Origin of the sequence: Mycobacteroides immunogenum (genome assembly GCF_001605725.1) — a bacterium.
Taxonomy (GTDB): domain Bacteria; phylum Actinomycetota; class Actinomycetes; order Mycobacteriales; family Mycobacteriaceae; genus Mycobacterium; species Mycobacterium immunogenum.
The window spans coordinates 3388970-3402119 of sequence record NZ_CP011530.1 but is presented as its reverse complement, the minus strand read 5'-3'; the positions used below and the strand labels follow the sequence as shown (position 1 = coordinate 3402119).

General features: G+C 66.1%; 13 protein-coding genes and 1 pseudogene. 12 read left to right on the top strand and 2 right to left on the bottom strand.

Features of this window, described 5'->3' with window-relative positions; translation table 11 throughout:
- The first annotated feature begins 32 nt into the window (after positions 1-32).
- Both ABG82_RS16695 and ABG82_RS16690 read left to right on the top strand, forming a co-directional pair.
- Positions 33-1775 carry a proline--tRNA ligase gene (locus ABG82_RS16695; RefSeq protein ID WP_043078070.1) on the top strand — a complete coding sequence of 581 codons (1743 nt, stop codon included), beginning with the start codon at positions 33-35 and terminating at the stop codon, positions 1773-1775.
- Complete coding sequence (locus ABG82_RS16690; protein ID WP_043078069.1) at positions 1775-2263, top strand: SRPBCC family protein; 489 nt, start codon at positions 1775-1777, stop codon at positions 2261-2263. The genes ABG82_RS16695 and ABG82_RS16690 overlap by 1 nt, the downstream gene beginning before the upstream one ends.
- A gap of 81 nt (positions 2264-2344) precedes the next feature.
- On the opposite strand, the gene ABG82_RS16685 is transcribed toward ABG82_RS16690, so the two are convergent.
- Both ABG82_RS16685 and ABG82_RS16680 read right to left on the bottom strand, forming a co-directional pair.
- Complete coding sequence (locus tag ABG82_RS16685; protein WP_043078068.1) at positions 2345-2809, bottom strand: ferritin-like domain-containing protein; 465 nt, start codon at positions 2807-2809, stop codon at positions 2345-2347.
- Positions 2806-3279, bottom strand: a complete 474-nt coding sequence (locus ABG82_RS16680; protein ID WP_043078067.1) for a hypothetical protein — start codon at positions 3277-3279, stop codon at positions 2806-2808. The genes ABG82_RS16685 and ABG82_RS16680 overlap by 4 nt, the downstream gene beginning before the upstream one ends.
- Before the next feature lie 139 nt (positions 3280-3418).
- Between ABG82_RS16680 and rimP the strand changes: the two genes are divergently transcribed.
- The 10 genes and pseudogenes from rimP (at position 3419) to ABG82_RS16630 (ending at position 13106) form a co-directional block, all read left to right on the top strand.
- On the top strand, positions 3419-3985 hold the full coding sequence (rimP, locus tag ABG82_RS16675) for a ribosome maturation factor RimP (protein ID WP_043078066.1): 567 nt from the start codon (positions 3419-3421) through the stop codon (positions 3983-3985).
- A complete protein-coding gene (gene nusA, locus ABG82_RS16670) occupies positions 3982-4977 on the top strand; it encodes a transcription termination factor NusA (protein WP_043078065.1) in 996 nt (331 codons plus the stop codon). The genes rimP and nusA overlap by 4 nt, the downstream gene beginning before the upstream one ends.
- A gap of 59 nt (positions 4978-5036) precedes the next feature.
- On the top strand, positions 5037-5450 hold the full coding sequence (locus tag ABG82_RS16665) for an RrF2 family transcriptional regulator (RefSeq protein WP_043078064.1): 414 nt from the start codon (positions 5037-5039) through the stop codon (positions 5448-5450).
- Positions 5451-5455: 5 nt separating this feature from the next.
- Positions 5456-6646, top strand: a complete 1191-nt coding sequence (locus tag ABG82_RS16660) for a globin domain-containing protein (RefSeq protein ID WP_043078063.1) — start codon at positions 5456-5458, stop codon at positions 6644-6646.
- Positions 6643-7077 carry a hypothetical protein gene (locus ABG82_RS16655; protein ID WP_043078062.1) on the top strand — a complete coding sequence of 145 codons (435 nt, stop codon included), beginning with the start codon at positions 6643-6645 and terminating at the stop codon, positions 7075-7077. The genes ABG82_RS16660 and ABG82_RS16655 overlap by 4 nt, the downstream gene beginning before the upstream one ends.
- A 73-nt stretch (positions 7078-7150) precedes the next feature.
- A pseudogene (locus ABG82_RS29250) lies at positions 7151-7345 on the top strand (YlxR family protein); the annotation flags it as partial.
- A gap of 211 nt (positions 7346-7556) precedes the next feature.
- Positions 7557-10325: a translation initiation factor IF-2 gene (gene infB, locus ABG82_RS16645; protein ID WP_043078061.1), complete on the top strand. Its 2769-nt coding sequence runs from the start codon at positions 7557-7559 to the stop codon at positions 10323-10325.
- Between the two features lies 1 nt (position 10326).
- Entirely contained in the window at positions 10327-10803 is a 477-nt protein-coding gene (rbfA, locus tag ABG82_RS16640) for a 30S ribosome-binding factor RbfA (protein WP_043078060.1), read from the top strand.
- Entirely contained in the window at positions 10784-11779 is a 996-nt protein-coding gene (locus ABG82_RS16635) for a DHH family phosphoesterase (protein WP_043078059.1), read from the top strand. The genes rbfA and ABG82_RS16635 overlap by 20 nt, the downstream gene beginning before the upstream one ends.
- On the top strand, positions 11742-13106 hold the full coding sequence (locus ABG82_RS16630; RefSeq protein ID WP_174544332.1) for an MATE family efflux transporter: 1365 nt from the start codon (positions 11742-11744) through the stop codon (positions 13104-13106). The genes ABG82_RS16635 and ABG82_RS16630 overlap by 38 nt, the downstream gene beginning before the upstream one ends.
- Positions 13107-13150: the final 44 nt, after the last annotated feature.

Here is a 13150-nt window from a genome sequence, read left to right as displayed (position 1 = left end):
CTGACGGTCTTCGCCCGAGAGGCTCATCGAAAATGATCACCCGGCTCTCCGAGCTTTTCGTACGCACGCTGCGCGATGACCCGGCCGACGCCGAGGTCCCCAGCCACAAGCTATTGATCCGGGCGGGGTATGTGCGTCCCATCGCTCCGGGCGTGTACAGCTGGCTGCCGCTCGGTCTGCGGGTGTTGCGCAAGATCGAGAACATCGTCCGCGAAGAGATGAACGCCATTGGTGGCCAAGAGATCCTGCTGCCCGCGCTGTTGCCACGCGCACCGTACGAGACCACCAACCGATGGACCGAGTACGGCGACTCGTTGTTCCGGCTCAAGGACCGGCGCGATAACGACATGATGCTGGGCCCCACGCACGAGGAGCTGTTCGCGCTCACCGTGAAGGGGGAGTACAGCTCCTACAAGGATTTCCCCGTCATCCTTTACCAGGTGCAGACCAAGTACCGGGACGAGGCGCGTCCCCGGGCGGGCATCCTGCGCGGCCGGGAATTCGTGATGAAGGACTCCTACTCCTTCGACACCTCCGACGACGGGCTCAAGACGGCCTATCACGCGCATCGTGAGGCATACCAACGGATCTTTGGTCGGCTGGGCCTGGACTACGTGATTGTCGCAGCCACCTCGGGCGCCATGGGCGGTAGCGCGTCGGAGGAATTCCTCGCCGAAAGCCCCACCGGTGAAGACACTTTCGTGCGCTGTGTGGAATCGGGCTACGCCGCCAATGTGGAGGCCGTGATCACCCCGGCGCCGCCGGCGCGGCCCATCGAGGGGCTGCCCGAAGCCACGGTGCATGAGACGGGAGACACCCCGACCATCGCGACCCTGGTGGAATGGGCCAACACGGCCGGTCTCGATCGAACCGTGACCGCCGCGGACACCCTCAAGAACATCCTGCTCAAAGTGCGTCAGCCGGGCGGCGATTGGGAGCTGCTGGCCGTCGGGGTGCCGGGCGATCGTGAGGTCGATGACAAGCGCCTCGGAGCCGCGCTCGAGCCCGCCGAGTACGAGCTGCTGGGCGACGCGGATTTCGCAAAACACCCGTTTTTGGTGCGTGGTTACATCGGTCCGAAGGCCTTGATCGCCAACGGTGTTCGCTATCTCGTGGACCCGCGTGTGGTGGAGGGCACCGGCTGGATCACGGGAGCCGACGAGCCCGGGAAGCATGTGGTCGACCTCGTCGTGGGTCGTGACTTCACCCCGGACGGCACCATCGAGGCCGCCGAGGTACGTGACGGCGATCCCTCGCCCGACGGCGCCGGGCAGCTGGTATCGGCTCGCGGTATCGAGATCGGGCACATCTTCCAGTTGGGCCGCAAGTACACGGATGCGTTCACCGTCGATGTGCTCGGCGAGAACGGAAAGCCGGTGCGGCTGACCCAGGGCTCCTACGGCGTCGGTGTCTCACGGCTGGTGGCCGTGGTCGCCGAACAGCAGCATGACGAACTCGGGCTGCGGTGGCCGTCCGCGATATCGCCGTTCGATGTGCATGTGGTCATCGCCAACAAGGACGAGGCCGCGCGCGCGGGCGCGGAAGAACTGGCCGCGGATCTGGACCGGCTGGGGCATGAGGTGCTGCTTGACGATCGGACCGCCTCGCCGGGCGTGAAGTTCAAGGACGCCGAGTTGCTCGGGGTGCCGTGGATCGTGGTCATCGGCCGCGGCTGGGCCGACGGAACCATCGAACTGCGCAACCGGTTCACCGGGGAGACGCAACCCATTGCGGTGACCGACGCAGTGGCGTCCGTCACACAAGCGATAGGGTAGTGCTCATGCCGTCCTTCAAGCTCCAACCGCTGGTGGAAAGCGATTTCAACACAAGCGATTTCGTATACACGTTCTCGACGCCGCTACCCAAGGACGCGGCGACCGTGTGGGCCGAGCTCAATGGCGAGAGCCCGCTGCACTGGTGCAAGGCCATCAACAAGATCGGCTGGACGTCACCCGAGCCGCGTGGAGTGGGCTCCACCCGTACCGCCAAGCTGGCCCTGCCCGGTGCGGCCGTCAACGAGCGGTTCATCGTGTGGGAGGAGAGCCCGGAGCGGTATCGCAACGCGTTCACCGTCGAGACGGCCACCTTCCCGGGAACGAAGCGCTTCGGTGAGCTGTACGAGGTGGTCGGCACCGCGACGGGCTCGCTGTTCACCTGGAGCTTCTTCATCGAGCCCACGCTCGGATTCACTCGCCACCTCAAGCCGGTGATCCGTCGTGGACTGTCCGGCCTGATCACCGACACCCAGAAGCACTTCGCCTGACCGACGTTCCCGCCCACACGCCGTGTTTTGTTCTGTTTTGCGAGTAGCGCGCGCAGAACACGGCGTGTCGCGGCGAAAGGATTAGGTTCCGCCGGGGAACGCGACGCTCGCCGGTGTGATGTCGCCGGCGACCCGCCAGCGCGCCGCACGGATGGCGCTCTCGGTGAGCATCCGCACCGCGAATCCACGATCGTCACCGCTGTCCGCCTGTTCGGCGACTGCCCGCCAGCATGCCGCGCTGTCGGCCTCGACCCGCAACGCCAGCTTGGTGGCATCGGCAGGGCTGGTGACCGGGAACGGCGCCTGATAACCGGCGGCGGCCACCGGTGCGGTGACCGAGCGGCTGCGCAGCTTGGCGATGCACTCCTCGCGGCACTGCCGGTGTTCGATGAGGCATTCGGTCACCAGCCAGTTGTTGTCCGGGATCGAATGCGCCGACACCACGCCGTAGGCGTAGATGGCCGCGTGCTCATTGGCCAGAGCGTTGGCCAGCGCGGAGTCCGCGGCAGAGGCGGCCGGCTGTGGGGTGGGCTCGGTCGTCGTCATGGCAAATCCACCTCGGCCGCGGAGGCGCATGCGGCACTGATGGAGGCCAGCAGGCCGGCACGGTACCCACTTTGTGTGGTTGCCAGATCCATCGCCGCGCGTGCGGAGTCTTTCAGCTGGGTCTTGAGCTTGTCGACCGGTGGCGGCGCGGCCGATGCGGTGGTGGTGGCGCTGGAGGTGGACCGGGTTGTCGCCTCAGCGCCCGGGATGCGACCCAGCTCCTGGGTCAGCGCCGCGGCGTGGGAGGTCCGGATGCCGGCGATCGCGCTCAGGGTGGGCGCCAACTCGGCGTTGGCGCCGGCAGTCGCGGTCGCGGTGGCCGCGTCCCGGACCGCCAGGTCGATCTGCGCCTGCAGCGCGTCCACCTCGGGTTTGACGTCAGGTGTCTGCTGGCACGCGACAGCCACGACGGCGACCCCGAGGGCGGCACCGCCGATCAACAGATCGCGGCGCGACAGGCTTCTGGGCATCCGCCCATCCTGCCAGTGCGCGCGGTTGCCGCATGACAGCCCTCGCCGGGCGTAAGGTGGAGTGCTGGTCACGACGAGAGTCCGACTAGTGTGTGCAAGCCGTACGCCCGACAACTCAAGATGAGGAGCCACAAACGTCATGCCGGATCCTCTTGACCCGAGTGACTCGTTGGTGGAGCTGCCATCTGACGACGAGGTGAGTGAGCTGCTTGCTCCCGAGTTTTCCCGTTCCGGCGTGGACATCGAGAGTGTGGTGGTCCACGGTGCCGGGGACGGCAAGCCGTCGCGGATCACCGTGGTTGTCGACTCGGATGCGCCGGTGGACCTGGATGCGGTCGCCGCGTTGAGCAGGACCGCGTCGGCGCTGTTGGACGAGGCAGACACCGGTTGGTCGGCCTATGACCTTGAGATCACCACACCGGGTGTCGACAGGCCGCTGACCACATCGACACATTTCCGGCGGGCACACTTGAGACTGGCCCAGATTCGGCTGACCGATGGCGAGGATCTGCTCGGGCGCATCGGCATCACAAACGACGACGGGGTGCAGGTGGTCCTGCGCAAACCCGTCAAGGGAACCGGCTGGACAGTGCGCGATCTCGCGTTCTCCGATATCGAGAGCGCAGTCGTGCAGGTGGAGTTCACCACGCCCAACCCGCAGGAACTCAATCTGGCTGGGGCAGCCGAAAATGGAGGTGGCGCATGAATATCGATCCCGCAGCGGTAAACCTGATGGCTGCCGATAAAGGCATCACGGTCGACGAGGCAATTGACATCATCAAGTCGGCACTGCTGACCGCCTACCGCCATACCGACGGGCATGAGCCCAACGCGCGTATCGAAATCGACCGTAAGACAGGCGTGGTCCGCGTGATGGCACGTGAGACCGACCAGGACGGCAACCTCATCACCGAATGGGACGCCACTCCTGAGGGATTCGGCCGTATCGCGGCCACTACCGCGCGCCAGGTGTTCCAGCAGGGAGTACGCGACGCGGAGAACGAGCACAAGTTTGGTGAGTTCTCCACGCGTGAGGGCGAGATCGTCGGTGGCGTGATCCAGCGTGACGCCCGTGCCAACGCACGTGGACTCGTCGTGGTCCGCATGGGCAGCGAGACGAAGGGCTCAGAAGGAGTCATCCCATCGGCCGAGCAGGTGCCGGGGGAGGACTACCGCCACGGAGACCGGCTGCGCTGCTACGTCGTTGGCGTGTCGCGGGGTGCCCGCGAGCCGTTGATCACGCTCTCGCGTACCCACCCGAATCTGGTGCGCAAGCTGTTCTCACTGGAGGTGCCGGAGATCAGTGACGGCTCGGTGGAGATCGTCGCGGTGGCTCGTGAGGCGGGACATCGGTCCAAGATCGCGGTGGCGTCGAAGGTTTCCGGGCTCAACGCCAAGGGTGCCTGCATCGGCCCGATGGGCCAGCGTGTGCGCAACGTGATGAGCGAGCTGTCCGGCGAGAAGATCGACATCATCGATTACGACCCGGACCCGGCCCGATTCGTCGCGAACGCGCTGTCGCCCGCCAAGGTGGTATCTGTCTCGGTCATCGACGAGGCAGGTAAGGCCGCGCGCGTGGTTGTCCCCGATTTCCAGCTGTCGTTGGCGATCGGCAAGGAAGGGCAGAACGCCCGGCTTGCCGCCCGACTGACCGGATGGCGCATCGACATCAGGAGTGACGCAGACCCTGCCGAGTAAAGGCAGGTGCTGACCAAAGTCCCTATCGGCACATAACTTGCATCTCATATACAAGTTATGTGCAGTTGACGCGATTCACCGATCTTGGCCTGCGCATCATGATGCGCCTGGCCGTTGAGGGGCCGAACGCCCAGCTGCACACCGGCGACCTCGCCTCCCAACTGCACGTGTCCTACGCGCATGCCACGAAAGTCGTTGCCCGGCTTTCGGAAATGGGAGCGATCGAATCCACTCGCGGACGCCACGGGGGTGTGTGTATCACCCAGGACGGGCTCGCTCGCCGTGTCGGATCGCTGGCCCGCAAGCTGGAACGCAGCGGTGAGGTCATCGACTGCGAGGGAGATCCGCCGTGCCCGCTGCGCCGGAATTGCCGCCTTCGGGATGCGCTCCGCTGCGCCCAAGAGGCCTTCTTCACCCACCTCGATCAGTGGACCGTGGCCGAAATAGCCCGTCCAACAATGGAAAGGAAGTAGTCAAAGTGCTATCAGCAGAGTCGCTGGCAGTCATCCGTGAAACGCTGCCCGCCGTGGCGGGTGCGATCGACGAGATCACGCCGTTGTTCTACTCCAAGATGTTCGCGGCGCATCCGGAGCTACTTCGCGATCTATTCAACCGTGGCAATCAGGCGGCGGGGGAGCAGCCGAAAGCGCTCGCCGCGTCCATTGCGGCCTTCGCCGGAATGGTCTTGGAAGGCAATGGCTCTCAGTATGATTCGGTGCTTGACAGGATCGCCCACAAACATGCGTCGTTGGGCATTGTGGCCGAACAGTATCCGATTGTGTATGAGCACCTGTTCGCCGCGATCGCGGAGGTGCTGGGCGAGGCGGTGACCGCTGAAGTGGCAAAAGCCTGGAGTGAGTTCTACTGGCTGATGGCCAACGAATTGATCGCCCGGGAAAAGGCGCTCTACCGTGCCGCGGGGGTGGCTCCCGGTGAAGTATGGCTGCAGGCCAAGGTGATTCGTCGTCAATTGGAGTCGGCCGATGTGGCCGGATTCGAGTTGCGCGGAGTATCTGGTGAGTTGCCGAGTTTTCTTCCGGGGCAGTACATATCGGTGCAAGTCAGCCTGCCGGATGGGGCCCGGCAGATCCGGCAATACAGTCTGTCGCGCGGAGCGGTGCGGGGGGACTGGCGCATCGCCATCAAGAGGCTGAACGGTGGTGTTGCGCCGGCGGGAGAGGTGTCGAACTTCATCTACGACAACGTATTCGAGGGGCAGCAGTTGCGGGTTTCGGTGCCGATGGGTGAGTTCACGCTCGATGATTCGGCCGATCCGCTGGTGCTGGTATCTGCGGGCATCGGCTGCACGCCGATCATGGGAATGCTGCAAGAACTCGTCGCCACCCAGTCACCGCGCGAAGTCGTGGTGCTCCATGCGGATCAATCGGCTGCCGCACACGCGTACCGGCACGAACTGGCGGACCTGGTGGGCAGACTGCCCGCGGGCCGTCTGCACACCTGGTACGAACGGGCACATGTGGAGCACCCGGCTGATGGAATTGGGCGCATGAGCCTGGACCGCCTGCCGATCCACCCCGCATCCACGGTGTTCGTCTGTGGTCCCCGGCCATTCATGTCGGCGATCAATGAGGATCTGGTGTCGCTGGGCATTCCCCAAGAGCAGATCAATCACGAGCTGTTCGGGCCCTTGGCGTCGGCCGTGGCATGACGCGCGCCGAGGTGCTGCTGGCCGCACTGGCCGCGTTTTGGCTCGGCCTGGTGGTGGCGATCTCGTTTATCGAGGCGCCACTGAAGTTCCGGGCGCCGGGTGTGACGATCCAGCTGGGGCTCGCGATCGGCCGCCTGGTGTTCCGTGCGCTGAACGCGGTCGAGTGCGGCGTGGCGTTGGCCATGGTGCTGCTGATGATTGCGGGCGGCTCGTCCGTTCGGGAGATTGTGGCGGCCGGCGCGGCCTGCGTCTGTCTGGTTATCCAGTTGTTGGCTGTGCGGCCGGCCATGGCCAAACGGACCGACGCGATACGCGGCGGCGCCGAATACGCCGGGCGCAGCCGCGGCCACCTGGCATATGTAGCGGTGGAGTGTGCCAAAGTGCTGGCGTTGATTGCGCTGGTAGCGCTGGTGGTGACCGGGGTTCGGTGACCGGAATACAGCCTTGTTATTCGAGGCTGTGGGGCGATTCATAAATAAGGTGTCGCGGACGGTAGACTAAGCCGTGATCCAGCGCGAGACTTCGGTGTCTGCACCTGCCCAAACCGCTAAGCCGGTACGGACATGTGTTGGCTGCCGGGGGCGAGAGCTGGCTGCAGATCTGCTTCGTGTGGTTGCTGCGGATGATCGGCACCTCGTGGTCGACATTCGGCATAGACTGCCCGGCCGAGGTGCGTGGTTGCATCGGTCAGCGCAGTGTTACCAGCTGGCGGTAAAGCGGCGAGCCTTCGCGCGAGCGCTCCGGATCACTGGAACCCCGGATACCTCCGCGGTATCCGGACATGTTGAGCAATACCAAGAGATTGGCAACAGCGAACAATGAGCACACCGTGAAGCGTCGATGATGATCGTCCATCACAGCTAACACGAGGCACGGCGCCTGAAGCCGCTGCCTCGCAGACAGGAGAGCAGTGGCAGGCAAGGCCCGGGTACACGAGTTAGCCAAAGAACTCGGTGTGACCAGTAAAGAAGTTCTCGCCCGACTGAGCGATCAGGGCGAATTCGTCAAGTCCGCGTCGTCGACGGTGGAAGCCCCCGTCGCGCGGCGTCTTCGTGAATCATTTGGCGGCGACAAGTCCGCTCCGGCGGCGTCCAATGGCGCGGCCGCAGAGACGGCAGCTGCCCCCAGGAAGGCCGGTCCCAAGCCGGGCGCCCCGAAGCCGGCGCCGAAGAAGGTTGTGGAGCCGGTTGTCGAGGCGGCCCCCGCGCCGCAGGCTCCCGCCGCGCCCGCCGCCGCACCGGCGGCTCCCGCCCCGAAGCCGAGCCCCGCGGCGCGGCCGGCAGCGGAAGCGCCCGCACCCACACCGGCTCCTGCACCCGCACCGACCCCCGCTCCGGCGCCGGGTCCGCGTCCGGGTGCGACACCGGGCCCCAAGCCTGGTGCCCCCCGGGTGCCGCGCGTCGGGAACAACCCGTTCTCCTCGGCTCAGCCGACTGAGCGTCCCGCGCCGCGTCCGCAGGCGCCGCGTCCCGGTGGCGCCCCCCGGCCCGGCGGTGCCTCCCCGAGCAACATGCCGCCGCGTCCGTCGCCCGGATCCATGGGTCCGCGCCCGCCGCGTCCCGGTGGTGGGCCGCGCCCTGGTGGCGGTCCCCGTCCCGGTGGTGCCGGTCGCCCCGGTGGTGGTGGCGGCGGTAACTACCGTGGTGGCGGTGGTACCGGTACAGGCGCTCCCGCCGGTGGTCCCCCCGGTGCGGGCGGCGGTTTCCGTGGCCGTCCCGGCGGTGGTGGTGGCGGCGGTGGCCGTCCCGGTCAGCGCGGTGGCGCGGCCGGTGCGTTCGGTCGTCCCGGCGGAGCCCCGAAGCGTGGCCGCAAGTCGAAGCGCGCGAAACGTGCCGAGTACGAGAACATGCAGGCGCCTGTCGTCGGTGGCGTCCGGTTGCCACACGGCAACGGCGAGGTCATCCGGCTTGCGCGCGGCGCGTCGCTGAGCGACTTCGCGGAGAAGATCGACGCCAACCCGGCCTCGCTGGTGCAGGCGCTGTTCAACCTTGGCGAAATGGTGACCGCCACCCAATCCGTGGGTGACGAGACCCTGGAGCTGCTGGGCGGCGAGATGAACTACGTCGTGCAGGTCGTCAGCCCCGAGGACGAGGACCGCGAGCTGCTGGAGTCGTTCGACCTCACCTACGGCGAGGACGAGGGCGGCGAAGAGGATCTGCGGACACGTCCGCCGGTGGTGACCGTCATGGGTCACGTCGACCACGGTAAGACCAGGCTGTTGGACACCATCCGTAAGGCCAACGTCCGTGAGGGCGAGGCCGGTGGCATCACCCAGCACATCGGTGCGTACCAGGTCGCCGTCGAGCATGAGGGCGCCGAGCGGCTCATCACCTTCATCGACACCCCCGGTCACGAGGCGTTCACCGCCATGCGTGCCCGCGGTGCGAAGGCCACCGATATCGCGATCCTGGTGGTCGCTGCCGACGACGGCGTCATGCCGCAGACGGTGGAAGCGATCAACCACGCCCAGGCGGCTGATGTGCCGATCGTGGTCGCGGTCAACAAGATCGACAAGGAAGGCGCCGACCCGCAGAAGATCCGCGCTCAGCTCACCGAGTACAACCTGGTGGCCGAGGACTTCGGTGGCGAGACGATGTTCGTCGACATCTCGGCGAAGAACGGCACCAACATCCAGGCGCTGGAGGAGGCGGTACTGCTGACCGCCGACGCGGCGCTGGATCTGCGGGCCAACCCGGACATGGAAGCCCAGGGTGTTGCCATCGAGGCGCATCTGGACCGCGGTCGCGGTCCGGTGGCGACTGTGCTCATCCAGCGCGGCACGCTGCGGGTCGGCGACTCGATCGTCGCCGGCGACGCGTACGGCCGCGTGCGCCGCATGGTGGACGAGCACGGCGAGGATGTCGAAGAGGCATTGCCGTCGCGTCCCGTCCAGGTCATCGGTTTCACGTCGGTGCCCGGCGCGGGCGACAACCTGCTCGTCGTCGACGAGGACCGCATCGCCCGGCAGATCGCTGACCGGCGCAGCGCGCGTAAGCGCAACGCGCTGGCCGCACGTAGCCGCAAGCGGATCAGCCTGGACGATCTGGATGCCGCGCTGAAGGAAACCAGCCAGCTGAACCTGATCCTCAAGGGCGACAACGCCGGTACGGTCGAAGCCCTGGAAGAAGCGCTGCTGGGCATCGCGATCGACGACGAGGTGCAGCTGCGCGTCATCGACCGTGGTGTCGGTGGCGTCACCGAGACCAACGTCAACCTGGCGTCGGCATCGGATGCCATCATCATCGGCTTCAACGTCCGTGCCGAGGGCAAGGCCACCGAGCTGGCCAACCGCGAGGGTGTCGACATCCGGTACTACTCGGTGATCTACCAGGCCATCGACGAGATCGAGAGCGCGCTCAAGGGCATGCTCAAGCCGGTCTACGAAGAGGTCGAGTTGGGTCGCGCCGAGATCCGGGCGATGTTCCGGTCGTCCAAGGTCGGCAACATCGCCGGCTGCCTGGTCACCTCGGGCATCATCCGCCGCAACGCCAAGGCACGCCTGCTGCGCGACAACATCGTGGTCGCCGAGACGGTCACCATCTCGTCGCTGCGGCGTGAGAAGGATGACGTGGTCGAGGTGCGCGACGGTTACGAGTGCGGTCTGACCTTGACGTACAACGACATCAAGGAAGGCGACGTCATCGAGGCGTACGAGCTGCGCGAGAAGGAGCGGGTCTAAGGTGGCAGATCCCGCTCGCGCACGAAGGCTGGCGAAGCGGATCGGGGCCATCGTCGCCTCGGCGATCGAGTACGAGATCAAGGATCCGAGGCTGACGATGGTCACGGTCACCGATACTCGGGTGACCAACGATCTTCACGATGCGACCGTGTACTACACCGTGATGGGGCAGACTCTCTCCGATGAGCCGGATTTCGCCGGCGCGGCGGCTGCGCTAGACAAGGCAAAGGGTGTGCTTCGAACCAAGGTGGGTGCTGGGACAGGCGTGCGGTTTACGCCTACCCTGACCTTCGTGCTCGACACGATGGCTGATTCGGCCCGGCACATGGAGGAGCTGCTGGACCGTACGCGCGCGGCCGACGCCGCGCTCGCCGAGGTGCGGCAGGGAGCCGTGCATGCGGGTGACTCCGATCCGTACAAGGCGTCTCCGGCCGAAGAATCCGCAGTCGACGAGGACGATGAGCGCCGTCCCGATTGAGACGGGTGCCGTGGGGGCACGCGTAGATGAGGATGGTGCCGTGGCCCTGCTGGCGAAGGCCAGCAGGGTGGTGATCATCTGCCATGTTCATCCGGACGCCGATACCGTCGGCAGCGGACTTGCCCTCGGACAGGCATTGGTGGCCAAGGGCGTCGATGTCCAGGTGAGCTTCGGTGAGCCGGCGGCACCCCCGGAGTCGGTGGGAACATTGCCCGGTGCCGAACTGTTGGTGCGGCCGCAGGATCTGCGCAGAGATCCTGATCTAGTGGTCACGGTCGACAGCCCCAGCATGCGCCGGCTTGGTCAGCTCGCTGAGCTGGCCGAGGGGTCCGCGCCGGTGCTGGTCATTGACCACCACGTGTCCAATGAGCTCTTCGGTACGGCGAACTACGTTGATATCGAGGCGGATTCGACGACCATGATGGTGGTCCAGCTGCTCGACGCCTGGGGAGTGGATATCACTCCAGAGATGGCGCATTGTCTGTACGCGGGCTTGGTCACCGACAGCGGTTCATTCCGCTGGGCCACGCCCCGCGGGCACCGGCTGGCGGCCCGGCTGTTGGACTTGGGTGCCGACGGCGTGAACATCACCCGCACGTTCATGGACTCGCATCCTTTCGTCTGGTTGCCGATTCTGTCGCGTGTGTTGGGCACCGCCGAACTCGTCGCGCATGCTGTCGGCGGCGCTGGAATGGTGTATGCCGTTGTCACCCACGATGTTTGGTCTCGTGCGCGCACCGAAGAGGTAGAGTCGATAGTCGATATCGTCCGGACCACCACCGAGGCCGAGGTCGCCGTCGTGTTCAAGGAAATCGAGCCGCGGCATTGGTCGGTATCGATGCGCGCCCGGTCTGCGGTGGATTTGTCTGCGGTGGCAGCCACCTTCGGTGGCGGCGGGCACCGCTTGGCGGCCGGGTTCTCGGCGACCGGTCCGGTCGATGAAGTGGTGGCGGCGCTGGTTCGCGCCCTTGACTGACGCCACTGGCACGGCCGGACTGTCCGGCCTGGCTCGCCGAATCATCGCCCTGGCAGTACCCGCGTTGGGTGTGCTGGCGGCCGAACCGCTGTATCTGCTGTTCGACATTGCCATGGTGGGCCGTCTCGGGGCGGTGCCGCTGGCGGGATTGGCTGTCGGTGCGCTGGTGCTTTCCCTGGTCGGGACGCAACTGACCTTTCTGTCCTACGGCACCACCGCCCGGGCGGCCCGTCGTTTCGGATCGGGCGATCGTCCCGGTGCGGTTCATGAGGGTGTGCAGGCAACCTGGTTGGCCCTGCTCATTGGAGCCGTCTTAGTGCTCATGGTGAACATGGTCGCCGGGCCGGTGGTGCGTTCCATCGCGGCCGCGCCCGATGTCGCCGAGCAGGGTCTGCGGTGGGTGCGTATCGCCATTTTTGCCGCACCGGCCATCTTGGTGTCGCTGGCGGGCAACGGCTGGATGCGCGGAGTGCAGGACACGATCCGGCCATTGCGGTATGTCATCGCGGGCTTCGCCGTTTCGGCCGTCCTGTGTCCGGTGCTGATCTACGGGCTGTTCGGGGCGCCGCGGCTGGAGTTGGCCGGATCGGCGGTAGCCAACCTGGTGGGGCAGTGGCTGGCCGCCCTCCTCTTCCTGCGCGCGCTGAATGCCGAACACGCCCGGCTACGGATGGACCCGCCGGTGCTGCGGGCGCAGCTGGTGCTGGCGCGCGATCTGCTGGTACGCAGTCTGGCTTTTCAAGCCTGTTTCATCAGTGCCGCCGCAGTGGCCGCCCGGTTTGGCGCGGCAGCGCTGGCCGCACATCAGGTGGTTCTGCAGATGTGGAGTTTCCTTGCATTGGTACTCGATTCGCTTGCCATCGCGGCACAGACCTTGGTAGGTGCCGCGCTGGGGGCGGGGCAAGTACCGCAGGCCAAGTCGGTGGCCTCGAGAGTGACCGTCTTCTCGCTGGGGTTCGCGGTGCTGCTGGCCGTCCTGTTGGTCCTCGGTATTCCGGTACTGCCGGGGTTGTTCACCTCCGATGTCGCCGTGCTGCACCAGATGCGGGTGCCGTGGTGGTTCCTGGTGTGCCAGCTGCCGATTTCGGGCCTGGTGTTCGCGCTGGATGGGGTCCTGCTCGGAGCCGCGGATGCGCGCTTCATGCGTAATGCCACCATGATCAGTGCGCTGTGCGGGTTCCTGCCGCTGGTGTGGTTGTCCCTGGTCTTTGGTTGGGGACTTGCCGGGATCTGGTCCGGGCTCACGCTTTTCTTGGTGCTGCGGCTGGTGTTGGTGGGCTGGCGGGCGCTATCGGGGCGCTGGGCCGTGCCCGGCACCGAATCCTGATCTGCCAACGGCGACGAGCTGCTATGTGATCCATATCACTTCGG